The organism is Bradyrhizobium sp. BRP56 (assembly GCF_020194035.1).
GTDB lineage: Bacteria > Pseudomonadota > Alphaproteobacteria > Rhizobiales > Xanthobacteraceae > Bradyrhizobium > Bradyrhizobium australafricanum.
On record NZ_JADYVV010000025.1, the window covers coordinates 27,578 to 53,094 of the forward strand.

Genomic DNA, 25,517 nt, shown 5'->3' on the forward strand with positions numbered 1-25,517 from the left:
CGACCCTTCGAGACGCGCGGAGCCTGTCATCGGGCCGCGCTTTGCGCGGACGCGTTGGCGCTCCTCAGGGTGACGGGGATAGAGTTTGGCCGCCGGCTGGCCACACAGCGCATCGCTGCCATCGGCTAACGCAACTGGTTTGCCTCACCTCCGCGTCGTACGACACGGAGGTATTTTTGCGAATCTGTCCGGGAATGCTGCATTGAACAAACCCGTCGTGAGCAAACAGGCGCTGGGCGAGCCGGTGCCGGTGCCGGAGCTGACGGCCGCGAAGGTCGCCGTCGCTGCGGGACCGGCCTATGTCGTGCTTGCCGGCATCAGCTTCTCGCACTTCCTCAACGACACGATGCAGTCGCTGATCGCTTCGGTCTATCCGATCCTGAAGGACAATTACGCGCTCGACTTCGCGCAGATCGGCATGATCACGCTGGCGTTCCAGTTCACGGCGTCGCTGCTGCAGCCGCTGGTCGGGCATTTCACCGACAAGAAGGCGCAGCCGTTCTCGCTTGCGATCGGCATGGGCTTCACCTTCTTCGGGCTGCTGCTGCTCAGCGTTGCGCACACCTATGGGGTCATCTTGATCGCGGCGTCGCTGGTCGGCCTCGGCTCCGCGGTGTTCCACCCGGAATCGTCGCGCATCGCGCGGCTGGCGTCGGGCGGACGTTACGGCTTCGCGCAATCGGTGTTCCAGCTCGGCGGCAGTTTCGGCACCTCGATGGGACCGGTGCTTGCAGCACTGATCGTGGTGCCGTTCGGCCAGCCCTCGATCGCCTGGTTCTCCTCGATCGCGTTCCTTGCCATCGTGATCCTCTGGCGCATCGGCGTCTGGTACAAGCCGCAGATATCGGGCAAGAAGACGGTCGCCATCGCGCGGCATCCCGACCATCCGGATCAGCGGCGCGTGAAGATCGCGCTCATCGTGCTGGTCGCGCTGCTGTTCTCCAAGCAGCTCTATGTCTCGAGCCTGTCGAGCTATTACATCTTCTATCTGATCGACCGGTTCGGCGTCTCGACGCAGGCGGCGCAGCTCTATCTGTTCGTCTTCCTTGCCGCCAATGCCGCGGGCGCATTCATCGGCGGCCCGCTCGGCGACCGCTTCGGCCGCAAATACGTGATCTGGTTCTCGATCCTCGGCGCGCTGCCGTTCACGCTGGCGCTGCCCTATGCCGGCCTGTTCGCCAGCGCTGTGCTGACGGTCGTGATCGGTTTGATCATCTCGTCGGCGACGTCGGCGATCATCGTGTTCGCGCAGGAATTGATGCCGCATCGCTTCGGCATGATCTCCGGCGTGTTCTTCGGCGTCGCGTTCGGGATCGGTGGTCTCGGCGCCGCCGTGCTCGGCAAGCTCGCCGACCACACCTCGATCGCCTTCGTCTACCAGCTGTGCGCCTTCCTGCCGGCGATCGGCCTGCTCGCGGTGTTCCTGCCGAAGATGCCGAAGGCCGTGCACTGAACGCCCGGCCGCAGACGCGACGCCCGCGTTAAGCATTCGCTAACACACGCGGCTCCCATGCCCTTGCGAACGGCGCGCATGCGTCAACGCTTCATTAGCACTTGTGGCGGGATCGCGATGTTCCGCCGCCAACCTGCGTCATTTATGGACCCATAAGCGACAGCTGCAGAGAAAGGTGAGAGAAAATCAACCTTAAAAATTAGGGTTAAGTGCCGCTTAAACATTTCCTGCCATCGTCCGGGCCGTGAGTTTCAGACGTGGGGCTTTCGTGTCGCCTCACTTGGCCCAAAAGGACGAAGCCAATGCGTAGCGTAAAGACCCTGATTGCCGCCGGTGCGGCATCTCTGTTGTCCTCGGCGGCGTTCGCCGCCGACATGCCCATCATGCCGCCGCCTCCGATGGCGTATGCTCCTCCGCCGGTCCAGGATTTCGGCGGCTGGTATCTGCGCGGCGACATCGGCATGACCAACACCCAGGCCAAGCTGCACGTCAACGCCTACGACACATTGCCGGCCGGCACCGCCTTCAACCAGTATGGCCACGGCTTCGACGGCGGCGTGCTCTACGGCATCGGCGTCGGCTATCAGTTCAACAGCTGGTTCCGCGCCGACATCACCGGTGAGTATCGCTCGAAGGTGAGCTTCAACGGCACCGATTTCTTCACGTTCCCCGGGCCCAGCCCGCTGAGCGACGCCTATCATGGCGGCATCCAGAGCTGGGTTGGCCTCGTCAACGTCTACGCTGATCTCGGCACCTGGGGCTGTTTGACCCCGTTCATCGGTGCCGGTGTCGGTGCCGCGACGATCAAGACCTCGGCCTTCTCCGACGTCGCGACGTTCCCGAGCGGGTCGGGCCTCACCAGCTCCTTCATCGCCGATGGCGCCACCAAGACCAACTTCGCCTGGGCGCTGCATGCCGGTGTCGCCTACAAGGTCACCAACAACTTCACGGTTGAACTGGCCTATCGCTACCTCGACATGGGCACTGCCGCCCACGGCCAAGGTCACTTCTTCGACGGCACGCCGGCCGGTCTCTCGAGCTTCCAGTACCGCGACATCACCTCGCAGGACGTGAAGCTCGGCGTGCGCTTCAACTTGCCGTGCTGCGACGTGCCGCCGCCGGCTCCGCCGCCGCTGATCCGCAAGGGTTAATTTCGGGCCTTCACGGTTAACGATTGCAACGGCGTGGGACCATCCCGCGCCGTTTTTCTTTGCCGCGTCATGTCGCGAACTTCTGCAACTTGCGTGCTCGAAAACGGGCGGCGACAACGATTGGTTAAGGTTAACAGGCGATGATCAACGCGAAATCGGTGCGGTGGATGGAGCGTTGCAATGCGTAGGTTGGTGCTGGCGGCGATGATGATTGGAACGGTGACCGGCGCACAGGCTGCCGACCTGCCGGACTTTCCGATCCTGCGCGGCTCCTATGTCGATGCACCGAGCAGGAGCGGGAACTGGGAAGGATGGTATGTCGGCGGCCAGATCGGCTATACCTCCGGCGACATCGATTTCAGCCACGCGCCAAGCGCGATGACCTCCTTCATGCTGCGCGAGAGCGTTCTGGCCGACCCGGTTTCGGGTTGGGCTCTGCTGCCGAAGAACCATGCGCAGAGCAACGGGTTCGGCGCGTTCGTCGGCCGCAACTGGCAATGGGACGACGTCGTGCTCGGCGTCGAGGCCAACTACAATTACCTGAACGGCCTCGAAAGTTCGGCGGGCGACTCGATGACACGGCAGATCGTGAATCCCAAGGGCGAGACTCCTCCGAGCGGGCACACCTACACCTACAACACCACGTTGTCGGGGAGCGCCGCCTTGCAGGTCAAGGACGTCACGACCTTCCGTGGACGCGCCGGATGGGCGGCAGGCAACTTCCTGCCATACATGTTCGGCGGTGTTGCGGTGGGACGCATGTCCGTGTCGCGTTCGGCGACGGTGTCGTTTGACAAGTACGATGCCTGGGCCGAGACCCAGACGGTCGGCAACAACACCGTTACAATTCAGCATAACGACTACCTAGGCTCAGGCAGCGCCGCCCAGACGGAGCAGCGGGTGAACAACTATGCGGTCGGTTGGACCGCGGGCCTCGGGCTTGAATATTGCGTGGTCGGCGGGTTGTTTCTCCGCGGCGAGTGGGAATATGTGCGCTTCGCTGCGGTCAAGAATATCGCCGTCGACATGAACAGCTTCCGGGTCGGCGCCGGCTACAAGTTCTGATCGCCGCTGCCGTAGCCGGCGACGGTTGACAGACCGGGGAGCGACTGCTGCTCTGTCGCCACCCGGTGCGGAGCGCGATCACATGAAAATCTACGGCGACGCCAATTCAGGCAACTGCCTGAAGGTGAAATGGGTGTGCGACAGGCTGGCGCTGCCGTACACATGGGTCGAGATCGACACCATGAAGGGCGGCAGCCGGACCGCGGAATTCCTCAAGCGAAACGACTGGGGCCAGGTGCCGACGGTGGAGCTGGATGACGGCCGCACGCTGGCCCAATCCAACGCCATCATCCGCTATCTCGCGCGCGGCAGCGACCTGATCCCGAGCGATCCCTATCGCGCGGCGCAGATGGATGCCTGGATGTTCTGGGAGCAGAACAGCCATGAGCCTTATGTGGCCGTCTGCCGCTTTCAGGCCGTGTATCTCGGCAAGGCCATCTCGGAGATCGATCCGAACCTCATCAAGCGCGGCTATGTCGCGCTCGATCATCTGGAGCGGCATCTGGCGGGTACACAATTTTTGGTCGGAGACGCGTTCTCGCTCGCCGACGTCTCGCTGCTCGCCTATACCCGTGTCGCGGAGGATGGCGGCCTCGAGCTCGCGCGCTATCCCGTGATCCGTCGCTGGATCGCCGACGCCGAGCGCGTGCTCGCGCTGTCGCCGGTCCGCTGACCTCAGGTGAATGCCGCCATGACTGAAGCTTCATCCATTATGATCCGCCGTGCCCGCCGCGAAGACGTCGCCGCCATCGTCGGCATGCTTGCGGACGATCCGCTCGGCAGTGCGCGCGAGCGGATCGAGGATCCGCTGCCGCAAAGCTATTACGAGGCCTTCGCGCGGGTCGAGCGCGATCCCAACCTGCAGCTCGTCGTCGCCGTCGACGGAGAGGGCGTCGTCGTCGGCTGTCTGCAGCTTGCGGTTCTGCCGGGCATCAGCTCGCAGGGCGGCTCGCGCGGCCTGCTTGAGGACGTTCGCGTCGCAAAGCATTGCCGCAGCCGCGGCATCGGCGAGAAGCTCGTGGAGTGGGCAGTCACGGAGGCGCGCGTGAGAGGCTGCATGCTCGTCGAGCTGCTGACGCATCAGACGCGGGTCGATGCGCAGCGCTTCTATGAACGGCTCGGGTTCGCGCGCAGCCATGTCGGGATGACGATTCGCTTTTGAATCGCGTGCAATAAGTTGTGCCATCTACCCGCCAATACCTGAAGCAGCGGATAGTCTGCGATCCGGTTAACAGCCAATAAACTAAGCCGGTCTCCGTGATTTTACGGACCGGAACGAGTCCGGTATGTCGGACGTCTCCCACGGGGCGGCGGGCAACTGGGGATTGGAATGTCGGATTATTCGATCGTGCGGGTCGGCAACGAATACATCGTGCAGGCCGGCGAAAAGCGCATTCTGAAAGTATCGAGCCGGCGCAGGGCGGTTAAGATCATGACTCTGGCGGCAGATTTGCTCGATCAGGAGACGATCCAGCAGGTCGAGGACGCCCCATCAATCAGCCGTGATGCCCGGATTGTTCCAGACGAGTCCGAACTTTCTTGACGTTTGGGTACCTTTCCACTATCCCCGACCGCGGGAAACCTCTCCCCACCGAGAGGCAGCTATCTGGAAGGGTAGATTATGACTGCAGCGAAGCCCGCTTCGCGGCCTGAAGTGCCGCATTTTTCCTCCGGCCCCTGTGCCAAGCGCCCCGGCTGGCACCCCAACAATCTCAAGGACGCCGCCCTCGGCCGCTCGCATCGTGCGAAAGTCGGCAAGGCCAAGCTCAAGCTCGCGATCGAACTGACGCGCGAGGTGCTTGAGGTGCCTGCCGATTACAAGATCGGCATCGTGCCGGCGTCGGATACCGGCGCGGTCGAGATGGCGCTGTGGTCGCTGCTCGGCGCGCGGCCCGTCACCACGCTCGCCTGGGAATCCTTCGGCGAGGGCTGGGTCAGCGATATCGTCAAGGAATTGAAGCTGAAGGACGTCACCAAGCTCAACGCGGCTTATGGTGAAATCCCCGATCTCTCCAAGGTCGATCCGAAGTCGGATATCGTCTTCACCTGGAACGGCACCACCTCGGGCGTGCGCGTGCCGAACGCTGACTGGATCAGCGCGGATCGCGAAGGCCTGACGATTTGCGACGCGACCTCGGCCGCCTTCGCGCAGCCGCTGGATTTCGCCAAGCTCGATGTCGTCACCTTCTCCTGGCAGAAGGCGCTTGGCGGTGAAGCCGCGCACGGGATGCTGATCCTGTCGCCGCGCGCGGTGGAACGGCTCGAGACCTACAAGCCGGCCTGGCCGCTGCCGAAGATCTTCCGCCTCACCAAGGGCGGCAAGCTCAACCAGGGCATCTTCGAGGGCGAAACCATCAACACGCCGTCGATGCTTTGCGTCGAGGACTATCTCGATGCGTTGAACTGGGCGAAGTCGATCGGCGGCCTGAAGGCGCTGATCGCCCGCGCCGACGCCAACACCAAGGCGCTCGCCGACTGGAAGGCGAAGACGCCCTGGATCGACTTCCTGGCCGAGGATCCCGCGATCCGCTCCAACACCTCGGTGTGCCTCAAGTTCACCGATCCCGCGATCACCTCGCTTCCATCAGACGCACAGGCCGACTTCTGCAAGAAGCTGGTCGCGCTGGTGGAGAAGGAGAACGCCGGCTTCGACTTCGCGTATTACCGCGATGCGCCGGCGGGTCTGCGGATCTGGTGCGGCGCCACCGTCGAAGCCAAGGATGTCGAGCTGCTGACGCAGTGGATCGACTGGGCGTTTGCCGAGACCAAGGCAGCGTTGCCCAAGGCGGCATAAGTTTTCTCTTGTCACCTCTTCCCGTTCTTACGGGGAGAGGTCGGATCGCGCAGCGATCCGGGTGAGGGGCCCTTTCGGCTTGTTCCTCGCTCGTGGCTGCCCTCACCCCAACCCTCTCCCCGCAAGAAACGGGGAGAGGGAGAAGTGATCAGAGACTTCACCAGATCGGTCCAGGAGACCCGCCCGCGGCAGGGTAAAGGAACAATCGAGATGACAAAACCCAAAGTTCTGATTTCCGACGCGCTGTCTCCCGCCGCCGTCCAGATATTCAAGGATCGCGGCGTCGAGGTCGACTTCCAACCCAACCTCGGCAAGGACAAGGAAAAGCTCGCCGAGATCATCGGCAATTACGACGGCCTCGCGATCCGCTCGGCCACCAAGGCGACCGCCAAGCTCATCGAGAAGGCGACCAGGCTCAAGGTGATCGGCCGCGCCGGCATCGGCGTCGACAATGTCGAGATCCCGGCCGCGACCGCCAAGGGCATCATCGTGATGAATACGCCGTTCGGCAATTCGATCACGACCGCCGAGCACGCGATCACGCTGATGCTGGCGCTGGCGCGCGAGATTCCGCAGGCCGACGCCTCGACCCAGGCCGGCAAGTGGGAGAAGAACCGCTTCATGGGCGTCGAAATCACCGCCAAGACCCTCGGCGTGATCGGCTGCGGCAATATCGGCACGATCGTCGCCGACCGCGCGCTCGGCCTGCGCATGAAGGTGATCGCGTTCGATCCGTTCCTGTCGCCGGAGCGCGCCAAGGACATCGGCCTCGAGAAGGTCGAGCTCGACGATCTCTTGAAGCGCGCCGACTTCATCACGCTGCACACGCCGCTGACCGAGAAGACCCGCAACGTGATCGATGCGGCCGCGATCGCCAAGATGAAGAAGGGCGTGCGTATCATCAACTGCGCGCGTGGCGGCCTGGTCGACGAGCAGGCGCTGGTCGACGCGCTGAATTCCAAGCATGTCGCGGGCGCCGCCTTCGACGTGTTCGTCGAGGAGCCGGCGACCTCGAACGTGCTGTTCGGCCATCCCAATGTGATCTGCACCCCGCATCTCGGCGCCTCCACCACCGAAGCGCAGGAAAACGTCGCGCTGCAGGTCGCCGAGCAGATGTCGGACTATCTGCTGTCTGGCGCGATCTCGAACGCGGTCAACTTCCCCTCGATCACGGCGGAAGAGGCGCCGAAGCTGAGGCCGTTCATCGAGCTCGCCGAGAAGCTCGGCTCGTTCGCCGGCCAGCTCACCGAGAGCGGCATCCTCAAGACAGAGATCACCTATGAGGGCCACGTCGCCGAGATGAAGATCAAGGCGATCACCTCGGCAGTGCTGTCGGGCCTGCTGCGGCCGATGCTGGGCGAGGTCAACGTGGTCTCGGCGCCGGTCGTCGCCAAGGAGCGCGGCATGGTGGTGGACGAGGTCGTCCGCGCCGCGCAGAGCGACTATGAAAGCCTGATCACGGTCACCGTCACCACCGAGCGTCAGGAGCGTTCGGTGTCCGGCACCGTCTACGCCGACGGCAAGCCGCGTCTCGTCGACATCAAGGGCATCCGCGTCGACGCCGAGTTCGGCAAGTCGATGATCTACGTCACCAACGAGGACAAGCCGGGCTTCATCGGCGCGTTCGCGAGCCTCTTGGGTGATGCGAAAATCAATATCGCGACCTTCCATCTCGGCCGCGTCAAGCAGGGCGGCGACGCCATTGCGCTGGTCGAGGTCGACGGCGCGGTGCCGGCGGAGCTGCTCGCCAAGGTACAGACGCTGCCGCAGGTGAAGCAGGCCAAGGCACTGACGTTCTGAGGCACTGACGTTCTGAGCCGCCGACGTTTCAAGGCGCCGATGTTTTAAACGTTGTTTGAGCGGTTCTCGTCGTCCGGGACGCGCCCGGACGTGACGAACAAAGATACCGCTCAAGCACATCCATATTCCGATCTGCGGAACATGACGCCGTCTCCGGTCCCGGAGGCGGCGTTTGTCGTTCCGGGGCGTCCGGTATTGCTGTTGCGCTCGCCGAAAAATGTGTACGAACGGGCCACGACGCGCCACAATGACCGTCATCTCAGAGGGAGAAAACAATGCGTGAAGCCGTAATCGTTTCCTACGCGCGCACCGGCCTGGCAAAGTCCGGCCGTGGCGGATTCAACATCACCCCGCCGATGTCGCTCGCCGCGCACGCCATCAAGCACGCGGTCGACCGCGCCGGCGTCGACAAGGAATATGTCGAGGATTGCTATCTCGGCAATTGCGCGCATGGCGCGCCGAACATCGGCCGCCAGGCGGCGCTGCTCGCCGGCCTGCCGAAGTCGACCGCGGGCGTCTCCGTGAACCGCTTCTGCTCGTCGGGCCTGCAGACCATCGCGATGGCCGCCAACTCGATCCGTTCCGACGGCTCCGATTGCATCGTCGCCGGCGGCGTCGAGAGCATCTCGATTCCCGGCGGCGGCTCGCCGAAGGAATCGATCGATCCCGAGCTGCTCAAGACCGCGCCCGACATCTTCATGGCGATGATCGATACCGCCGACATCGTGGCCGAGCGCTACAAGCTCAGCCGCGAATACCAGGACGAGTATTCGCTGGAGTCGCAACGCCGCATGGCCGCCGCGCAGCAGGCCAACAAGTTCAAGGACGAAATCGTCCCAATGAAGACGAAGATGAAGGTGGTCGACAAGGCGACCAAGGCCGAGTCGATCGTCGACTACGTGGTCGATCGCGACGAGTGCAACCGCCCCGAGACCACGCTAGAGGGCCTCGCCAAGCTCGAGCCGGTCAAGGGGCCGGGCAAGTTCATCACCGCCGGCAATGCCAGCCAGCTCTCCGATGGCGCCGCCGCCGTGGTGCTGATGGAGGCCAAGGATGCCGAGAAGCGCGGCCTCAATCCGCTCGGCCGCTTCGTGGCCTGGGCCTCGGCCGGCTGCGAGCCCGACGAGATGGGCATCGGTCCGGTGTTTGCGGTGCCGAAGCTGCTCAAGCGCCACGGCCTGAAGGTCGACGACATCGATCTCTGGGAGCTCAACGAGGCGTTCGCCAGCCAGTGCCTCTATTCGCGCGACCAGCTCGGCATCGATCCCGAGAAGTACAACGTCAATGGCGGTTCGATCGCGATCGGCCATCCCTTCGGCATGACCGGCGCCCGGCTCACCGGCCACCTGCTGCAGGAAGGCCGTCGCCGCAAGGCCAAGTGGGGCGTCGTGACCATGTGCATCGGCGGCGGCCAGGGCGGCGCCGGCCTGTTCGAGATCTACAGCTAAGCGCGATCGACCCTGATCGTGTGCGACCGAGCGGCCCGGCGGCAACGCCGGGCCGCTTTTCATTTGGAGCCGGCTAGCTCGCCGGTGAGGTAAGCGCGCGCTCGTCGAACTCGAGCGAGGCAATCAGTTCGAGCGTCTGCCGGAGATCGGCGGCCTGCCTTGCGCCGAAGGCGGTCTCGAAGCGCTCCTGCGCCTTGAGCCATGCGGCCTGTGATTCCTCGAGCCTGGCTTCGCCGCGCTTGGTGAGCCGCACCAGCCGGCTGCGCCGGTCGTTCTTGTCGACGGTGATGGTCAATAGACCGTCGCGCTCGAGCGGCTTGAGGTTGTGGTTCAGCGCGGTGCGGTCGAGCACCAGGGCTGCGGCAAGCTCGCCCATCGTCGGCGCGCCCGACCGCCTGACATAGACCAGAATCGCCCGTTGCGTGCCGCGCAGGCCGGATGTGGCAAGGACCTGATCGTAGAGCTGCGACACCCGCCGCGTCGCCTTGCGCAACGCCGTGAGATTACACCGGCTGGGTTCCGTTTTCGCCATCGCTGCCTCCGATGGACTTGACAGATACATGCGTATGCACCTAATGGCAATAGATGCATATGCACGTATTTCGGAGGGTGTGATGTCGGAGGTAGAGGCGGAGACCATCGATCTGGTCGTCGAACCTGATGCGCGGCCGCGGTCCGGCGTCGCCACCGCAACCCCGCGCCAGGTGCTTGCGATCGTGTCGGTCGGAATTTGCCTCGCCAATCTCGATTTGTTCATCGTCAATGTCGGGCTGCCGAACATCGCGCAGGAATTTCGCGGCGTCTCGCTTGAGGATTTGTCCTGGATCCTCAATGCCTACGCCATTGCCTACGCGGCGTTGCTGGTGTTCTTCGGCCGGCTCGCCGAACGCCACAGCCGCAATCTCAGCTTCCTGCTGGGCGTCGCGCTGTTCACGGCCGCGTCAGCGGCATGTGCGCTGGCCTCCAGTGTCGAGTTCCTGGTCGTCTCGCGCGTGGCGCAGGCCGCCGGTGCGGCATTGATGACGCCAACCTCGATCGGCCTGCTGCTGGCGTCGTTTCCGCCCGAGCAACGCGCCGGGGCGGTGCGCACCTGGACGGCGATCGGCGGCCTTGCCGCCGCACTGGGCCCGCTCGCGGGAGGCGTCCTGGTCACCTTCGACTGGCGCTGGATCTTCATCGTCAATGTCCCGATCGGCGTCGTCGCGCTGATCGTCGGCTGGCTGAAATTGCCCGAAGTGCCCGGTCACGACGTACCGCGTCCGAGTTCATGGGCGGCGCTGCTGGTGACCTCCGGTATCGGTGCGCTGACATTTGCGATTGTGAAGGCGAACGATTGGGGATGGAGTTCGCGCGGCGTCGTGCTTGGCTTTGCCGTCGCGACCGTCTCGCTCGCCGCCTTCGCGTGGCATTGCCTCAGATCGAGGAATCCCTTCGTCGATCCTGCGCTGTTCGCGGTCAGGCCGTTCACCGGCGCGTCGTTGGTGATGGCGCCTTATTCGGCGGCCTTCGGCGCCATGCTGCTGTCCTGCGCCTTGTGGGAGCAGACGGTATGGGGCTGGTCGGCGTTGAAGACCGGCCTTGCAATCGCTCCCGGCCCGCTGATGGTGCCGATCACCTCGCTGTTGTTTGCCGGCCGGCTGATTGCGCGGTTTGGCGCCGCGGCCGTCGTCTCCGCCGGAATCGTGCTGTTCGCGGCCGGCCTTGCGATCTGGGCGACGCTGCTTGGGGCCGACCCCAATGCGCCTGCCGTCGTCGCGGGCGTGATGCTGATCGGTATCGGCGTCGGGCTGACCTTTCCGACCCTGATGGGCGTCGGCGCCGGTGCGCTGCCGCCGTCGTCGTTTGCCACCGGCTCCGGCGTCATCAACATGATCCGGCAGGCGGCACTGGCGATCGGCGTCGCGATCTTTGTGGCGATCCTTGCAACGCCGGTCTCGATGACCGAGCGGATCGCGGCGTTTCAGCGCGGCTGGTGGATCATGATCGCGATCACCCTGGCCGGCTTCGTGCCGAATTATCTGTTCATCCGGCGCAAGGCAGATCGCTAACGCCCGAAAGACATCGCCGCGCCATGCGGCGGCCGCGGCGGCGCCATCGTCGCGCCGCAGGGAAACCCCAATCGAACCAGTCCCTTCCTCGCTGCGTCTCACCACGAGAAACGACGCGCCCTCGAGCCCGGCGCGCCGTTCGTCTCGCGCGCGATGCGGCGTTTTTCCGGAGGGATGTTATGTGTAGGATTGCGAATTATCTTGTGACCACCAGCCTGGTGCTGGCGGGTGCGCTGGTTGCCGGGCCGCTGCATGCGGCCAATCTCGATGCGGCCTCGCAGGTCGATGCCGTGACCGTCTATCCCGATGGCGCGAGCGTCACCCGCGTCATCACGCTGGATCTGCCTGCAGGCGATAACACCCTCATCGCTAGGGATTTCCCGATCGGGCTCGATCCGTCCTCGCTGCGGGTCGAAGGCGAGGGCGGAGCGAAGCTCACGATAGGCGCGATCGACACCAAGCTGCCGGGGCCGCTGCTGCCGCAAAATCTCTCCGAGATCGACAAGCGCATCGAGGCGCTTGACGATCAGCGCGCCGATTTGCAGGGACTGATCAGCGCGGCCGAGGCGCGGCGCAAATTTGCCGAGCGGTTTGCCGAGGCGTCACCCGCGGGCCTCGGCGAAAAGGGCGAGGCGCGTCCGCTCAGCGAGTGGCGCGCGGCGTTTTCGGCGGTGGCCGACGAGGTCGCAACCGCCGACAGCGCGATCCGTGACGCCGAGCGCAAGATCCGCGTGATCGACCGCGATCTTGCGCAGCTCGCAGCCGATCGCACCAGCAAGCCGCCGAGCAAGGTCGAGGTGCGGATCGATGTCGCCTCGCAAGCGGCGACCAAGGCGACCTTGCGGGTCACCTATGCGGTTCCCAACGCGCGCTGGACGGCGCTCTATGACGCCCGGCTCGACACCGGCGCCAAAGACCGCAAGCCCGCGATCGAACTGGTGCGCCGCGCCGAGATCACCCAGTCGACCGGCGAGGACTGGTCGAACGTGGCGCTCGTCGTCTCCACCGTGCGGGTCGCGCGCGGCGGCAATGCGCCCGACCTCCGCTCGCTGATCGTGCAATATCCGCAGCCCCCGCGGCCGCTGGCGAAGCTTTCGGGAGAGGCCAGCATGCGGGCGCGCGAGGCGCTGGCACCCGCGCCGGCCGCCGACGCGGTTCAGCAATTCCGCTTTGGTGGGGGACGCATGGACGAACTGGAAGCCACCGCCGAGGTCGGCGCCTTCCAGGCCACCTTCAAGATTCCCGGCCGCGTCAGCGTTGCCGCCAATGAGGGCGCGAAGAGCCTGCGCATCTCGACGGCGACCATCACCCCCGATCTCGCGGTTCGCGCCGTTCCTGTGATCGACCCGACCGCGTTCCTGGAAGCGAGCTTCGTGCAGGCCGACGATGCGCCGTTGCTGCCGGGGCAAATCTCGATCTACCGCGACGGTATCTTTGTCGGCCGCAGCCGGATGGCCACGGCCGCCAAGGACGAGACCGTGCGGCTCGGCTTCGGCGCCGACGACAAGGTCAAGATCGAACGCACGGTGGTGAAGCGCAACGAGGGCTCCGCCGGCCTGATCGTGACCACGTCGAAGACCGACGAGCGCGCCTTCAAGACCACGGTGCGCAACGGCCACGACTTCCCGATCAAGGTCGCGGTCCAGGATCAGCTCCCGGTCAGCGAGAACGACGATATCGTGGTCGAGATGCTGCCGTCGTCGACGCCGGCGACGACGACCAATCTGCGCGACAGGCGCGGCGTGCTGGAATGGGCGTTCGAGGCCAAGGCCGGCGAAGTCCGTGACATCAATTTCGCCTGGCGGATGCGCTGGCCCAAGGACAAGGGCGTCGTGATGGTGCCGGCGGGCTAGAGCCCGTGCCGGGGCTCTAGCGTTGTTGCTTGACGCGTTCTCTTCACGCGAACCGGAACCCACTTCGCTTGAAAACGCTATGAGGACCTGCGTCATCTGCCGATGACAACCCTGCCGATCTCGGGCATCACTTTGCCAAAGGCAACAAAGCCTGAGATCGGGAGGATCCATGAGCTACCAGCACATCATCGTCGATGATCCGCGTCCGCGCGTCCGCCGCATCACGCTGAACCGCCCCGAGAAGCGCAACGCGCTGAACAATCGCCTGCGCGGCGAGATCTTCGAGGTGCTGGAGCAGGCCGACCGCGATCCCGAAATTTCGATCTCGATCCTGCGCGGCGCCGGACCCTGCTTCTCGGCGGGCTACGATCTCTCCGCCGACAATCGCGTCGACCAGCCCTATCACTCGGCATCCGGGCCCGGCCAATGGTCGCGCCATGTCGTCGAGGGCTGGTTCTCGATCTGGGATCTCGCAAAGCCCGTGATCGCGCAGGTGCACGGCTACTGCCTCGCCGGCGGCACCGAGCTCGCGACCGCCTGCGACGTGGTCTATGTCGCCGACGACGCCCAGATCGGCTATCCCGGTGCGGCTGATGAGCCCGCCCGACATGCAGTATCACCCGTGGCTGGTCGGCATGCGCCGCGCCATGGAATTGATGCTGACGGGCGACGCGATGTCCGGCCGCGAGGCCGCCGAATGGGGCTATGCGACCCGGTCGTTTCCGCTCGCCGAACTGGAGGCGAAGACGCTGGATTTCGCCGAGCGCGCGGCCAAGGTGCCGATCGAGCTGCAGCAGCTCAACAAGCGTAGCGTCCACCGCGCGATGGAAATCATGGGCGCCCGCGCCGCGATGCGGGCCGGCACCGAGATCCAGGCGCTGGCCTTCACGACCGAGGCCAGCAAGGCCTACATGGCGGGCTTCCGCCGCGACGGCGGCAGCGTGAAGGCCCAGCTCGACCAGCGCGACACGACGTTCGGAGATTACCGGACGAAGAGGGAGTGACGATCACGCAAGCCGCGCGTTGAGCTGTATCGCCGTCACCTGAGGAGGCCGCAGAGCGGCCGTCTCGAAGGGCGGCGGCCCGGCTGTCTCCGCGCGGCTGCATCGGGGGCCGCGCATCCTTCGAGGCTCACCCAGCGGCGCAATTGCGCCGCAAGGCTCGCACCTCCAGCGACAAAGGCGAAGCCTTTGCGCGGGGAGGACGGAATGGCTGTCGTGCCGGGATGAGCATCACGCTATCCGCATATTCGCTGTCATGCCCCGCCTTGAGCGGGACATCCAGTACGCCGCGGCTTGTCCACCAAATTCGGACGTCAATACTGGGTCGCCCGGCCGAGCCGGGCGACGACACTGGTGTGATCGGCGAAAGCAGCCCCTTCACTTCGCCTTCAGGAAGTCGCCGACCTCGAGCAGCACGAACTCGTCGTCATCGGCCTTGTTCGGGTCGCGGCTCGAGGAGAACGGCAGGTTGTTGTCGTTGCCGACGATGATGTGGGTCTCGTCGACCCGGTCGACATTCTCGATGGTGAAGAACGGGAAGGTGTAGACGCCGTCGTTGAGCGGCTTGCGCGCCTTTTTGTTGGGATCGCGGATCTTCATCAGGTCGATATAGGCGATCTTGCGCACGGGCTTGCCGACATTGGCGTCGGACAGCTCGATCTTGTAGACGCGCTTGAACTTGGCAAGGTCAGGGAAACAGTTCTCGCCGCGCTGGCCTTGCGGGCAGGCTTTGTCGGCGGTGCCTTCGCCATTGTCGCGTTCGATCACGAGGCCCTGGGCCGGATCGATCATGTTGAAGTCGCCGATCGCATTGCCGTTCTGCTCGAACACATACTGCCAGTGGCGCCCGGTGAACTTCTCCGCCGCGACGTCGAATTCCAGGATGCGCGAGGCTTCCTTGCCGTCGACCTTCTCCCAATCCTTCTTGTCGGCATCCCACAGCGGTCCTTCGAGCAGGCCGTAGAGGAACTTGCCGTCCTTGGAGGAAGCAAAACCTTCATAGCCCTTGGAGCGGCGCAGGTTGACGTTGGTGTAGCTGGCGCCGGGCGCGCCGGGCGACTGCACCGCCCAGTGATCCGGCGAGCGCACCGGCTTGCCGTCGGCGACGGTCTCGAACACGGCGAGGATCTTGCCGGTCTTGTCGGCCTTGAGGATGTAGGGCCCGAACTCGTCGCCGATCCAGAAAATGTCGTTGATGATCTGGAAGCCCTCGGTGTCGAAGTCGGCACCGGTGAGGTAGCGCTTGGCGGTGTCCTCGTGCACGATGCGGAACGGCACCTTCCTGTCGGGATCGTGCAGGAACACGGTCTCCTGACGCTCGATCTTGCCGCTCGCCCAATCGATCTTGTGCCGGTTCAGGTACAGCATCGAGTCCGCCGAGTTGTAGCGCGAGCCCATGCCGTTGTCGGTGATCACCCAGAACGAGCCGTCGGGCATCACCTTGATGCCGGAATGGCCCTGCAGCGGCTGGCCCTTGAACGGCAGCGACACGCTGGTCGGCCGCCCGTACGATTTGCCCATCACGGTGCCGATGGCGTCGACGCGCCTGCCGGTGGTGTATTTGCCCGAGGTCTTCAGATCATCAGGGGCGTCGGCGGGCGCGTCGATGAAGCTCTCCGCCGGCATCACGGCATGTCCCGCCAGCGTCGCCGGGAATTCGCCCTCACCCTGCGCGAACGCCGAAGTGGCGAGCAGGATCGAGGCGACGGAGCAGAGCAGGGGCAGGCGCATGGTTGATCTCCCAAAGGATAAACGATGCGGTGTTCTCCGAGCCGCCTGTTACAGCCGGCTGACAGTTTTGTGAACCGCGGATGTTGCGGCGGGATAAGGCTTGCGGCGTTACGTCGCCTTGCCGGCCGGCCGCATCGTCTGCGGTAGCAGGAACGGCACGCCACCTCCGGTGTAATCGATCGCAGCGTCGATCTCGAAGATATCGCGCAGCGTCTCGGTCTTCATCGCCGCCGTGCGGTCGCCGTCGACGGCAAGCCGGCCGCGGTGCAGCAGCAGGACGCGGTCGGCGAACCGCATCGCGAGGTTGAGGTCGTGCAGGATCGCGATCACGGCGGTGCCGCGCGCGGCACGCCGCCTCGCCGTTTCGACCAGGTCGATCTGGTGCCGCAGATCGAGGCTCGAGGTCGGCTCGTCCAGTAGCAGCAGTCCGGGTCCGTGCAGCGCTTCGCCGCAGGCGAGCTGCACCAGCACGCGGGCGAAATGCGCCCGCTGCTGCTCGCCGCCCGACAGCGTCGGCAATTGCCTGAAACGGAAACGCGCGAGCCCGACCTCGTCGAGCGCCGCCTCGACCAGCGCCCGCGCCACGGCACGCGGGCTTTCGCCGGCGCCCATGCTGACGATTTCCTCGACGGTGAACGGGAAGGTGACGTTGACGTGCTGCGACAGCATCGCGCGGTGCTGCGCCAGCGCGCGTGGTCCGTAAGTTTGCAGGTCGCGCTGCCGCAGCCTGATCGTCCCGCGTGACGGACGCAGGTCGCCCGACAGCATCCGCAGCAGGGTCGATTTGCCGGCGCCGTTGGGACCGACGATCGCGACCATCTCGCCGGCACCGATCTGCAGCGACACCGCGTTGACCAGCGTCGTGCCGCTGACCGTCATCGATACCGACTGCGCTTCGAGCAGGGCCGTCATAGCGACACCAGTCCGCGCTGCCGCAGCAGCATGGCGAGGAAGAACGGCGCGCCGATCGCCGCCGTCAGGATGCCGATCGGCATTTCCGCGGGTGCCACGATGGTGCGCGCCACGGTGTCGGCGCCGACCAGGAGGATGGCGCCGAGCAGCGCGGAGGCCGGCAGCAGCAGCCGATGCGCGGGCCCGATCACCAGCCGCAACAGATGCGGCACCACGATGCCGACGAAACCGACCACGCCGCAGACCGAGACCGCGACTCCGGTCATCGCCGACACCAGCACGATCGAGATCCGCTTCAGCCGTTCGACGTCGACGCCGCTGTGGAACGCCTCAGCCTCGCCGAGCACCAGCACGTCGAGCCCGCGCGCGATCGAGAGGCAGGCGACCAGCGCGACCGCCAGCACCGGCGCCAGCGCTGTGAGCTTGCTCCAGGTCGCGCCGCTGAGCGAGCCGAGCAGCCAGAAGGTGATGTCGCGGAGCTGGCGGTCGTCGGCGACGAACACCAGAAGGCCGATGCCGGCATTGGCGATCGCGGCGATCGCGAGCCCGGCCAGCAGGAAGATCGCAATCGATGTCCGGCCGCCGCGGCTGGCGATGCCGTAAAGCACGATGGTCGTGATCAGCGAGCCGGCAAAGGCCGCGATCGGCAGCAACTGGTGTTGCAGGAAGCGCAGGCTTTCGCCGAGATGACTGTCGGTGAACACGATCGCGGCCGCCGCGGCAAACGCGCCGCCGGAGGAGACGCCGACCAGCGCGGGGTCGGCGAGGGGGTTGCGGAACAGGCCCTGCATGATCGCGCCTGATAGGGCAAGCAGTCCGCCGACCATCGCCGCCGCTGCGATCCGCGGGATGCGGATCGACCACACCACGAGCTGGTCGCGTGCGAGCAGCGGGTTGGCGACACGATCAGCCCATAGCCCAAGCGCTGCCGGAAGCCGCGCCATTGGAATGCCGGCGGCCCCGACCGTCAGGGCGACCAGGGCAGTGCCTGCGAGCGCCGCAAGCAGGCAGAGCAGGGTGAGTGCCGCGGCCGGCCGCAGCGACATGCCGACGCGCCGTCGTTTCGCACGCCGGCGGCGTTCGGCCAGCACGCTCATTGCCGGCAATTCGCGGTCAGCGCTGCCGGCTTGAAGCTGTCGGCGTCCGGCGCCAGCGCCGGATAGAGCTTGACCGAGAGGTCGCGTGCCGCGGCCGCGGTGCGCGGCCCGAAGCCGAGCAGATAAAGGCCTTCCATCGAGATGAAGGCCTTGTTGACCGCGACCGGCGTCAGCGCGAAGGCCGGATGCGCGAACACGGCATCCGACGTCAGCGAGTCCTTGCCGCGATCGATCGACAGCACGACATCCGGCTTCGCCGCCACGATGGCCTCGTCATTGACCGGCTTGTAGCCGTCGTAACCATCGATGGCGTTGACGCCGCCGGCAAGCCGGATGATCTCGTCGGCCGCGGTCTTGTGGCCCGCCGCCATCGCCCGGCCGTTCAACAGCGACATCACGAACATCACGCGCACCGGCTTCGTTACCCTGGCGCGCAGCGCGCGCAGTTGCGCGAGATCGCCCTCCACCACCGTGGTCAGGCAGGCGGCGCGCGGATCGGCGCCCATGGCGTGGCCCACCAGTCTGATCTTCTCGATCAGCCCGGCCTCCGAGAACGTCTCCGGCACCAGCACCAGCGGCACCTTGGCCGCCTCCAGCACGTCCATGGTCTCCTTCGGCCCGGAGCCCTGCACTGCGAGCACCAGCGACGGATGCAGGCCAAGCACGCCCTCTGGCGACAGCTGACGCATGTAGCCGACGTCGGGCTTCTCGCGCAGCGCTGCCGGCGGGTAGAGGCTGGTCGCATCGACGCCGGCGATGCGGTCCTCGAAGCCGAGGGCATAGAGGATCTCGGTGATCGCGCCGCCGATCGAGACGATCCGCGACGGATTGTCGATCACGACGTCGCGGTCGCGTGCGTCATGCACGGTGATGCCCTCGGCCGTCACGGCTTCGATCGGCAGCAGGCAGGAGAAGGCGAGCAAAGCGAGCGTGCGACAAATTGTCATCGGGGCCGTCACTTGGTCAGGATCAGCTTGTTCTGCGAGGTCAGCCGCAACCGGTAATGCTCTTCGCCGTGCATGATGATGATCTCGCGCTCCGCCGCGAACAGGTCGCGGCTGTCGAGACGATTACCGCGCATGATCAGTGTTTTGGCCACGCCGGATGCAGGCTCGGTCTGCTTTCCGGCTGCGCCGATATTGTCTCCGGAAGCTGCGGACATATTGTGGTGCTGCGCCTGCGAAAATTTTCAAATGGTGTTTGCTTGTATAAGCGGGCGAGAGCGCATTCCAACGGCGGCACTTTACAATCGATATAAACAGCGCTGCCGCATTCTTGACCGTTTTGTTTCCGGCTCGTAACCAATCCTCACGCGATGCAGGCGGGTGACTTGCATCGCGATGTAGCCAGCAAGCCGCTCGTCGGAGCGCACGCCAGCCAAACCAGAAAAGCGATGATCAGGCTGGGGCTAGAATGGCTGACGGGGCTAGGGTTTCGCGCGCCTTGATTTTGGGCGCGTCGGTGTTCTCATTTGCGGCAGCACTGCCGGAACGCGGCTTCGCGCAGACCGCCGATCCGTCGGCTCCACGTCCGGCGACCGAGCGGCCGAAGCAGGCCAAGCGGAAGCCGAAGCCGGCGGCCGAAGCTCAGGCGGCGCCGGCGGCGATGAACGCGCGGGCGCAGATCGGCGCGGTGCCGGTGCAATCGCTCGACACCATCACGGCGGTGGCCTCCAAGACCGAGGAGCGCGCGATCGATGCGCTGGCGCCGGTCAGCTCCGTCACGCTGGAGAAGATCCAGGGCCTGCAGCCGAACCGGCTCTCCGATATTTTCTATAACGTGCCCGGCGTCTCGGTTCAGGAGCGTGGCGACGATCCGGCAACCGTCATCAACATCCGCGGCTTGCAGGATTTCGGCCGTGTCGCTGTTGTCGTCGACGGCGCGCGGCAGAACTATCAGCGCACCGGTCACAACGCCAACGGCTCGTTCTTCCTCGATCCCGAATTGATCGGCGGCGTCGACGTGGTGCGCGGCCCGACCGCGAACATCTACGGCTCCGGCGCGATCGGCGGCGTGGTCTCATTCCGTACCAAGGACATCGACGACGTGGTGCGTCCCGGCGAGCGCTGGGGTGTCGACATGTCGGGCTCCTACGGCACCAACACGGACCGCGGCATGGGCTCGGTGTTCGGCGGCGTACGCGTCGATCCGAATGTCGATGTGTTCGGCGGCGCGGTCTATCGTACACAGGGCAATTACAAGGACGGCGCGGGCACCGAGATCGGCAACACCGGCAACGATATCGCGGCCGGCCTGATGAAGGTGACGTTCCGCCCGGCCGAAGGCCACGAATTCAAGATCGGCGGCATCTTCCAGGACTACCAGTACAATATCGGTCAGCCGAACCGCGGCCCGACCACGACGGCGGCGCCGCTCGCCGCCATCGCAGGCTCCTCGGTCTACGCCTCCGACGCGAAGAACTACACGGGCACCTTGAGCTGGCGATATTCCAAGCCAGACGACATGCTGTTCGACTGGAACATCTCGGTCTACGGCAACCGCACCGACAACGATCAGGTCAAGACCTACAACAACCGCATCACCACCGGCGGCGGGGTCTGCACGCTCGCCAATCCCGGCAACAACATTTCCGGCTGCGTCGGCGACAAGCGCGGTTATTTGCTGGATACGGTTGGTGTCGACGTCAACAACACCTCGCGCTTCAATTTCGGCGACTGGCGCAACGCCGTGACCTACGGCTTCGACGCCTTCCGCGACGATGTCGAGACCTTCGACTCGCGCGGCAATTCCAACATCACGACGCCGGGCGGCCAGCGCACGGTGTCCGGCGGCTTCGTGCAGCTGAAGCAGAACTATTCGACCTGGCTCGAGCTGATCAGCGCTGTTCGTTACGACCATTACGAGCTCAATTCGATCAACACCACAACCAGCGGCGACCGGCTGTCGCCGAAGATCACGCTCGGCGTCACGCCGGTTGCCGGCTTCACGCCCTATGTCAGCTATGCCGAAGGATATCGCGCGCCGTCGATCACCGAGACCCTGATCGCGGGCGGCCATGCCACCGGCGGCGGGCCGGCGCTGTTCAACTGCCCTGACGGCACCAGCGGCCTGTTCTGCTTCCTGCCCAATGCAGCGCTGCGGCCGGAGGTCGGCAAGAACAAGGAAGCCGGCATCAACCTGAAATATGACGGCATCTTCACCGCGAACGACTCGCTCCGCGGCAAGATCAACGTGTTCCGCAACGACGTCGACGGCTATATCGACCTCGTCGCCTCGGCGCCGACCCTGACGCCATTCGGGCGGTTCAGCCAGTTCTACCAGTACCAGAACATCGCCCACGCCCGCATCGAGGGCTTCGAGCTCGAGACGATGTATGATGCAGGCGACTGGTTCGTCGGCGTCGCCGGCCATCTGATGCGCGGCCGGAACACCCAGACCAATGTCGGGCTCGCCACCATCACGCCGCGCAAGGTGACGACGACCGGCGGCGTCCGCCTGCTCGACCGTTCGCTGATCATTGCCGCGCAATGGTCCTCGTTCGGCGCCAACAACGACCTGCCGGCGGGCTATCTGCCCTCGACCGGCTACGAGCTCGTCAACCTCTATCTGACCTGGAACGCCACCAAGGACATCACCTTCACGGCGTCGGTCGACAACCTCTTGAACCAGTACTACCGGCCTTATGCGATCCCGGGCTCCTCGACCGACGGCACGACGCAGAACGACGTGCTGTTCTCGAGCCCCGGTCCGGGCACCGTCTACAAGGCCGGGCTCAGGATTCACCTAGGTGGAGCGTAACGCGAGACGCCGATCATTCCATCCAGGTTGCTCCGGCCGCGCTGGTGCCCCCAGCGCGGCCTTGGCGTTTTCCCTGGCGCGTTCATGTTATTAACGAGATCAACCGGCAGGATCCGGGCATCCGCCGTCAAACAGGAGAGAGTCTTCATGTTCATCGCAATGAACCGGTTCCAGGTGATCAAGGGCAAGGAGCAGGCGTTCGAGACGGTCTGGAAGACGCGCGAATCCTATCTCGGCGATCTGCCTGGATTCATCGAATTTCATCTGGTGAAGGGTCCCGAGGCCGAGGATCACACGCTCTACGCCACCCACACGGTGTGGGCCAGCAAGGCGGCGTTCGAGGACTGGACCAAATCCGATGCGTTCCGCCGCGCCCATTCCCGCGCCGGCAACGAGACCGGCGGCAGCCTCTATCTCGGCCATCCGAAATTCGAGGGCTTCGAGGTGCTGATCACCGAGCGCGCGAAGAGCCCGGCGTGACGGAGGCGGCCGTGCAGAACGCGGAGCTTGCGGGATTGATGGCCCATATGGCCGACAATCCCGGCGCTGTGATCGAGGACGTTGCGCGTGAGCGCAAGGTGACGCCGCGCGCGGTGCTCGAGGCACTCCCCAAGGGCATGGTGCGGATCGGCGCCGGGGAGTTCGCCGCCGCGATGCAGGACATCGCGGAATGGGGCGAGGTGACGCTGATCGTGCACACCGATGACGCGATCTTCGAGTTCACCGGCGCCATTCCGAACGGCGAGGTCGGTCGCGGCTATTTCAACCTGATGCAGCCGAAGGGCCTGCACCGCCATCTGAGGCACGATCGCTGCGCGGCGATCGCGTTCGTCGAGCGGCCCTTCATGGGCAAGGTGTCGGCGTTCATCGCCTTCATCAATCGCGACGGCGGCATCATGTTCAAGGTGTTCGTCGGCCGCGACGAGACGCGCGCGCTGCGCGGCGATCAGCTGGTGCGCTTTCATGCGCTGGCGGACCGCCTCGCACCGAACGCGGGCTGAAGATTTCTTCTCCCTCTCCCCGCTTGCGGGGAGAGGGGCGGGGTGAGGGGACCCTCCGGGCACCGTGCTCGTGGAGAGTCCCCCTCACCCGGATCGCATCTTGCGATGCGATCCGACCTCTCCCCGCAGGCGGGGCGAGGTGAGATGCGGTTGGAGGTGAGTATGCTAATTCGCACGTTTGGCAGAAGTAGCCGGCTATCAATCGTCGTCCAGTTGATTGCGGTCGTGACTGCATCTCTCCCAAGCAGTAGCCTTGCCGCAGCCGACGCCGCAGTGCTGCCGCGCAACCTCTCGCCCTGGGGCATGTTCGAAAGCGCCGACATCGTCGTGAAGGCGGTGATGGTTGGGCTCGCCTTCGCCTCGCTCGTCACCTGGACGGTCTGGCTCGCCAAGACCGTCGAGATCCGCCGCAAGGCAGCGCTCGCCCGGCAGCGGATCGGCCTCCTTGAGCGTGACACCCAGCTTGCCGAAGTCGAGCAGGCGAGCCGCGACGGCAACGATGCGGTGGCGCAGATCGTGCAATCGGCCTCGCGCGAGGCTGCGCTGTCCGGCGGGATGTTCGACGACGGCTTCAAGGAGCGCATCGCGCTGCGGCTGGAGCGGGTCGAAGCGGCGATGTCGCGGCAGATTGCGCGCGGCACCGGTGTGCTGGCGACGATCGGCGCCACCGCGCCGTTCGTCGGCCTGTTCGGCACGGTGTGGGGCATCATGAATGCCTTCATCGGCATCTCCGAGGCCCACACCACCAATCTCGCGGTGGTCGCGCCCGGCATCGCCGAGGCGCTGCTTGCGACCGCGCTCGGCCTGGTCGCCGCGATTCCGGCGGTCGTGATCTACAATCACCTGACCCGTTCGATCGCGTCCTATCGCGCGTTGCTCGGCGACGCCTCCGTCATGGTGATGCTGCTGGTCAGCCGCGAGGGCGATCGCAGCTTGTTCCGGCTGGCGCGCGCTGCGGAGTAGGCGATGGGCGCGAAGCTTGGGACAGGCGGCGCATTCGGCGGCCGGCGTCGCGGCGATGACGATCTGGTCGAGGCGCATGAGATCAACGTCACGCCGTTCATCGACGTGATGCTGGTGCTGCTCATCATCTTCATGGTCGCGGCGCCGCTCGCGAGCGTCGATCTCGGCGTCGATCTGCCGGCCTCGACCGCCGACCCGCAGCCGCGCCCGGACAAGCCGGTGTTCGTCACCGTGAAGCCCGATCTCTCCGTCGCGGTCGGCGAGGACGTGATCGCGCGCGAGACGCTGACGTCGACGCTCGATGGCGCCACGCAAGGCAGGAAGGACGAGCGCATCTTCCTGCGCGCCGACAAGGCGGTCAGCTATGGCGATCTGATGGAGGTGATGAACCTGCTGCGCAACGCCGGCTATCTCAAGATCGCGCTGGTCGGCCTCGACGGGCGTAGCTAGCGCATGATCCGGAAAAGTGGGTACCGGTTTTCCGTCGCGACAAACGCGGAACGCGTTTGCGCGGAGATCATGCGCCAACAAGATAGACTTCCATGAATGCCTACGCGCTTCATGATGCGGGCGACGAGATCTGGCTGAAGCGCTGGGGCCTGTCGGTGGCCGTGATCCTGGCGGCGCATGCGGCGCTGCTCGCGCTCGGGATGACATGGGTCTTGGCGCCGCCGCCGGGCGTTGCGGTGCCGGCGGTGCTGGTCGACCTGACGCCGATCACCTCGGCCCCGGACATTTCGGAGACCGAGCTGCCGCCGGGGCCGGCGATGCAGGAGGCCGACGCGTCGCCGCCGGAGCCTGCCGCCGCGCAGGGCGTGCCGCAGGAGATCGCGCCGACGCCGATGCAGGAGAAGCCCGACGTCGTCGCACCGCCGGAACAGAAGCAGCTGATCACGCCGCCGCAACCCGAGCCCGCGAAAGTCGTTCCGGAGAGGAAGCCCGAACCGGTCAAGCCGAAGGTGGTTCGTCGGCAAGCAAAGAAGCCGTCCGAGGCAACGCCGGCACCGCGCACCAGCGCGCCGAGCCGTGCCGAACGGCAGGCGCCGGCGGCGTCTGCGATCAGCGTCGGCGCAGCCGCGTCAGCGATCGCGGCCTATAACGCCCGCGTCCGCGCGCATCTGCTGCGCTTCCATTCCTATCCCGCCGGCGGCAGCGGCCAGCGCGGGGTGGTCCGCCTGGTGTTCACGCTCGGCCGCGGCGGGCAGGTGCTGTCGAGCCACCTCGGCGGCTCGTCCGGCAATCCGACCTTCGACGCGCGGGCGCTGGCGATGGTGCGCCAGGCCCAGCCGTTTCCGGCGTTTCCGTCCGAGATCACGCAGGGCTCGATGGGTTTTTCCGTGCCGGTCGCGTTTGTGCCGCGGTAGCGTCAGATTCTTGTTGATCCAGGCCGCGCTTCCTTCCCCGTCATCCTGAGGTGCGAGCGGAGCGAGCCTCGAAGGAT

24 protein-coding genes and 1 pseudogene are annotated in these 25,517 nt (G+C 65.4%); 19 read left to right on the forward strand and 6 right to left on the reverse strand.

The annotated features are described in order from the left end of the window. Positions 1-202: 202 nt before the first annotated feature. The 9 genes from I6F38_RS18875 (at position 203) to I6F38_RS18915 (ending at position 9,711) form a co-directional block, all read left to right on the forward strand. Entirely contained in the window at positions 203-1,453 is a 1,251-nt protein-coding gene (locus tag I6F38_RS18875) for an MFS transporter (RefSeq protein WP_225161381.1), read from the forward strand. A gap of 302 nt (positions 1,454-1,755) precedes the next feature. After that, positions 1,756-2,604, forward strand: a complete 849-nt coding sequence (locus I6F38_RS18880; RefSeq protein WP_225161382.1) for an outer membrane beta-barrel protein — start codon at positions 1,756-1,758, stop codon at positions 2,602-2,604. A 180-nt stretch (positions 2,605-2,784) separates the two neighbouring features. Continuing rightward, on the forward strand, positions 2,785-3,669 hold the full coding sequence (locus tag I6F38_RS18885) for an outer membrane beta-barrel protein (RefSeq protein ID WP_225161383.1): 885 nt from the start codon (positions 2,785-2,787) through the stop codon (positions 3,667-3,669). Between the two features lie 82 nt (positions 3,670-3,751). After that, positions 3,752-4,342 (forward strand): glutathione S-transferase family protein, encoded by a 591-nt coding sequence (locus tag I6F38_RS18890; protein ID WP_225161384.1) that lies wholly within the window; start codon positions 3,752-3,754, stop codon positions 4,340-4,342. A gap of 18 nt (positions 4,343-4,360) precedes the next feature. Next, complete coding sequence (locus I6F38_RS18895; RefSeq protein WP_225161385.1) at positions 4,361-4,831, forward strand: GNAT family N-acetyltransferase; 471 nt, start codon at positions 4,361-4,363, stop codon at positions 4,829-4,831. Positions 4,832-4,999: 168 nt separating this feature from the next. Continuing rightward, on the forward strand, positions 5,000-5,212 hold the full coding sequence (locus I6F38_RS18900) for a hypothetical protein (protein ID WP_050382779.1): 213 nt from the start codon (positions 5,000-5,002) through the stop codon (positions 5,210-5,212). 78 nt (positions 5,213-5,290) lie between these two features. Continuing rightward, positions 5,291-6,463, forward strand: coding sequence for a phosphoserine transaminase (locus I6F38_RS18905; RefSeq protein WP_225161386.1), 1,173 nt, complete (start codon positions 5,291-5,293; stop codon positions 6,461-6,463). A 210-nt stretch (positions 6,464-6,673) separates the two neighbouring features. After that, positions 6,674-8,263: a phosphoglycerate dehydrogenase gene (gene serA / locus I6F38_RS18910; RefSeq protein ID WP_225161387.1), complete on the forward strand. Its 1,590-nt coding sequence runs from the start codon at positions 6,674-6,676 to the stop codon at positions 8,261-8,263. Positions 8,264-8,538: 275 nt separating this feature from the next. Further along, a complete protein-coding gene (locus I6F38_RS18915; protein WP_057017940.1) occupies positions 8,539-9,711 on the forward strand; it encodes an acetyl-CoA C-acyltransferase in 1,173 nt (390 codons plus the stop codon). Positions 9,712-9,784: 73 nt separating this feature from the next. Here I6F38_RS18915 and I6F38_RS18920 read toward each other — a convergent pair whose 3' ends face one another. Beyond that, entirely contained in the window at positions 9,785-10,243 is a 459-nt protein-coding gene (locus I6F38_RS18920) for a MarR family transcriptional regulator (RefSeq protein ID WP_225161388.1), read from the reverse strand. 82 nt (positions 10,244-10,325) lie between these two features. Here I6F38_RS18920 and I6F38_RS18925 point away from each other — a divergent pair, with 82 nt between their 5' ends. From I6F38_RS18925 to I6F38_RS44010, 4 genes and pseudogenes are all read left to right on the forward strand, one after another. Next, positions 10,326-11,759, forward strand: coding sequence for an MFS transporter (locus I6F38_RS18925; RefSeq protein WP_225161389.1), 1,434 nt, complete (start codon positions 10,326-10,328; stop codon positions 11,757-11,759). A gap of 179 nt (positions 11,760-11,938) precedes the next feature. Next, positions 11,939-13,612 (forward strand): mucoidy inhibitor MuiA family protein, encoded by a 1,674-nt coding sequence (locus I6F38_RS18930; protein ID WP_225161390.1) that lies wholly within the window; start codon positions 11,939-11,941, stop codon positions 13,610-13,612. Positions 13,613-13,781: 169 nt separating this feature from the next. Then, a pseudogene (locus I6F38_RS44005) lies at positions 13,782-14,138 on the forward strand (enoyl-CoA hydratase/isomerase family protein); the annotation flags it as partial. A gap of 67 nt (positions 14,139-14,205) precedes the next feature. Beyond that, a complete protein-coding gene (locus I6F38_RS44010) occupies positions 14,206-14,616 on the forward strand; it encodes an enoyl-CoA hydratase-related protein (RefSeq protein ID WP_276573498.1) in 411 nt (136 codons plus the stop codon). A gap of 375 nt (positions 14,617-14,991) precedes the next feature. On the opposite strand, the gene I6F38_RS18940 is transcribed toward I6F38_RS44010, so the two are convergent. The 5 genes from I6F38_RS18940 to I6F38_RS18960 form a co-directional block, all read right to left on the reverse strand. Further along, the gene (locus I6F38_RS18940) at positions 14,992-16,344 is read right to left on the reverse strand and encodes an esterase-like activity of phytase family protein (RefSeq protein WP_225161391.1); all 1,353 of its coding nucleotides are present in this window, start codon (positions 16,342-16,344) and stop codon (positions 14,992-14,994) included. 108 nt (positions 16,345-16,452) lie between these two features. Beyond that, positions 16,453-17,256 carry a heme ABC transporter ATP-binding protein gene (locus tag I6F38_RS18945; RefSeq protein ID WP_225161392.1) on the reverse strand — a complete coding sequence of 268 codons (804 nt, stop codon included), beginning with the start codon at positions 17,254-17,256 and terminating at the stop codon, positions 16,453-16,455. After that, on the reverse strand, positions 17,253-18,353 hold the full coding sequence (locus I6F38_RS18950) for an iron chelate uptake ABC transporter family permease subunit (protein ID WP_225161393.1): 1,101 nt from the start codon (positions 18,351-18,353) through the stop codon (positions 17,253-17,255). Before I6F38_RS18950 ends, I6F38_RS18945 begins: the two co-directional genes overlap by 4 nt. Next, a complete protein-coding gene (locus I6F38_RS18955; protein ID WP_225161394.1) occupies positions 18,350-19,300 on the reverse strand; it encodes a hemin ABC transporter substrate-binding protein in 951 nt (316 codons plus the stop codon). The genes I6F38_RS18950 and I6F38_RS18955 overlap by 4 nt, the downstream gene beginning before the upstream one ends. Before the next feature lie 8 nt (positions 19,301-19,308). Beyond that, positions 19,309-19,515 (reverse strand): hemin uptake protein HemP, encoded by a 207-nt coding sequence (locus I6F38_RS18960; RefSeq protein ID WP_225161395.1) that lies wholly within the window; start codon positions 19,513-19,515, stop codon positions 19,309-19,311. Positions 19,516-19,766: 251 nt separating this feature from the next. Here I6F38_RS18960 and I6F38_RS18965 point away from each other — a divergent pair, with 251 nt between their 5' ends. The 6 genes from I6F38_RS18965 (at position 19,767) to I6F38_RS18990 (ending at position 25,440) form a co-directional block, all read left to right on the forward strand. Beyond that, positions 19,767-22,112 carry a TonB-dependent hemoglobin/transferrin/lactoferrin family receptor gene (locus I6F38_RS18965; protein ID WP_225161396.1) on the forward strand — a complete coding sequence of 782 codons (2,346 nt, stop codon included), beginning with the start codon at positions 19,767-19,769 and terminating at the stop codon, positions 22,110-22,112. A 147-nt stretch (positions 22,113-22,259) separates the two neighbouring features. Then, positions 22,260-22,592 (forward strand): antibiotic biosynthesis monooxygenase, encoded by a 333-nt coding sequence (locus I6F38_RS18970; protein WP_021080657.1) that lies wholly within the window; start codon positions 22,260-22,262, stop codon positions 22,590-22,592. 11 nt (positions 22,593-22,603) lie between these two features. After that, a complete protein-coding gene (gene hutX / locus I6F38_RS18975; protein ID WP_225161435.1) occupies positions 22,604-23,113 on the forward strand; it encodes a heme utilization cystosolic carrier protein HutX in 510 nt (169 codons plus the stop codon). A 162-nt stretch (positions 23,114-23,275) separates the two neighbouring features. Further along, on the forward strand, positions 23,276-24,076 hold the full coding sequence (exbB, locus tag I6F38_RS18980) for a tonB-system energizer ExbB (RefSeq protein WP_225161397.1): 801 nt from the start codon (positions 23,276-23,278) through the stop codon (positions 24,074-24,076). 3 nt (positions 24,077-24,079) lie between these two features. After that, positions 24,080-24,526 carry a TonB system transport protein ExbD gene (gene exbD, locus I6F38_RS18985; RefSeq protein ID WP_225161398.1) on the forward strand — a complete coding sequence of 149 codons (447 nt, stop codon included), beginning with the start codon at positions 24,080-24,082 and terminating at the stop codon, positions 24,524-24,526. A 92-nt stretch (positions 24,527-24,618) separates the two neighbouring features. Next, positions 24,619-25,440 (forward strand): energy transducer TonB, encoded by an 822-nt coding sequence (locus I6F38_RS18990; protein WP_225161399.1) that lies wholly within the window; start codon positions 24,619-24,621, stop codon positions 25,438-25,440. Positions 25,441-25,517 lie beyond the last annotated feature (77 nt).

Excerpts from the sequence above, each read along its gene's own strand:
- I6F38_RS18955 (WP_225161394.1), bottom strand. The coding sequence starts at position 19,300 with ATGACAATTTGTCGCACGCTCGCTTTGCTCGCCTTCTCCTGCCTGCTG.
- I6F38_RS18915 (WP_057017940.1), top strand. The coding sequence starts at position 8,539 with ATGCGTGAAGCCGTAATCGTTTCCTACGCGCGCACCGGCCTGGCAAAG.
- I6F38_RS18880 (WP_225161382.1), top strand. The coding sequence starts at position 1,756 with ATGCGTAGCGTAAAGACCCTGATTGCCGCCGGTGCGGCATCTCTGTTG.
- I6F38_RS18950 (WP_225161393.1), bottom strand. The coding sequence starts at position 18,353 with ATGAGCGTGCTGGCCGAACGCCGCCGGCGTGCGAAACGACGGCGCGTC.
- I6F38_RS18900 (WP_050382779.1), top strand. The coding sequence starts at position 5,000 with ATGTCGGATTATTCGATCGTGCGGGTCGGCAACGAATACATCGTGCAG.
- I6F38_RS18965 (WP_225161396.1), top strand. The coding sequence starts at position 19,767 with ATGGCTGACGGGGCTAGGGTTTCGCGCGCCTTGATTTTGGGCGCGTCG.
- I6F38_RS18970 (WP_021080657.1), top strand. The coding sequence starts at position 22,260 with ATGTTCATCGCAATGAACCGGTTCCAGGTGATCAAGGGCAAGGAGCAG.
- I6F38_RS18925 (WP_225161389.1), top strand. The coding sequence starts at position 10,326 with ATGTCGGAGGTAGAGGCGGAGACCATCGATCTGGTCGTCGAACCTGAT.
- I6F38_RS18990 (WP_225161399.1), top strand. The coding sequence starts at position 24,619 with ATGAATGCCTACGCGCTTCATGATGCGGGCGACGAGATCTGGCTGAAG.
- I6F38_RS18930 (WP_225161390.1), top strand. The coding sequence starts at position 11,939 with ATGTGTAGGATTGCGAATTATCTTGTGACCACCAGCCTGGTGCTGGCG.
- I6F38_RS18920 (WP_225161388.1), bottom strand. The coding sequence starts at position 10,243 with ATGGCGAAAACGGAACCCAGCCGGTGTAATCTCACGGCGTTGCGCAAG.
- I6F38_RS44010 (WP_276573498.1), top strand. The coding sequence starts at position 14,206 with ATGAGCCCGCCCGACATGCAGTATCACCCGTGGCTGGTCGGCATGCGC.
- serA (WP_225161387.1), top strand. The coding sequence starts at position 6,674 with ATGACAAAACCCAAAGTTCTGATTTCCGACGCGCTGTCTCCCGCCGCC.
- I6F38_RS18945 (WP_225161392.1), bottom strand. The coding sequence starts at position 17,256 with ATGACGGCCCTGCTCGAAGCGCAGTCGGTATCGATGACGGTCAGCGGC.
- I6F38_RS18890 (WP_225161384.1), top strand. The coding sequence starts at position 3,752 with ATGAAAATCTACGGCGACGCCAATTCAGGCAACTGCCTGAAGGTGAAA.
- I6F38_RS18895 (WP_225161385.1), top strand. The coding sequence starts at position 4,361 with ATGACTGAAGCTTCATCCATTATGATCCGCCGTGCCCGCCGCGAAGAC.
- exbB (WP_225161397.1), top strand. The coding sequence starts at position 23,276 with ATGCTAATTCGCACGTTTGGCAGAAGTAGCCGGCTATCAATCGTCGTC.
- I6F38_RS18885 (WP_225161383.1), top strand. The coding sequence starts at position 2,785 with ATGCGTAGGTTGGTGCTGGCGGCGATGATGATTGGAACGGTGACCGGC.
- I6F38_RS18960 (WP_225161395.1), bottom strand. The coding sequence starts at position 19,515 with ATGTCCGCAGCTTCCGGAGACAATATCGGCGCAGCCGGAAAGCAGACC.
- exbD (WP_225161398.1), top strand. The coding sequence starts at position 24,080 with ATGGGCGCGAAGCTTGGGACAGGCGGCGCATTCGGCGGCCGGCGTCGC.
- I6F38_RS18940 (WP_225161391.1), bottom strand. The coding sequence starts at position 16,344 with ATGCGCCTGCCCCTGCTCTGCTCCGTCGCCTCGATCCTGCTCGCCACT.
- I6F38_RS18905 (WP_225161386.1), top strand. The coding sequence starts at position 5,291 with ATGACTGCAGCGAAGCCCGCTTCGCGGCCTGAAGTGCCGCATTTTTCC.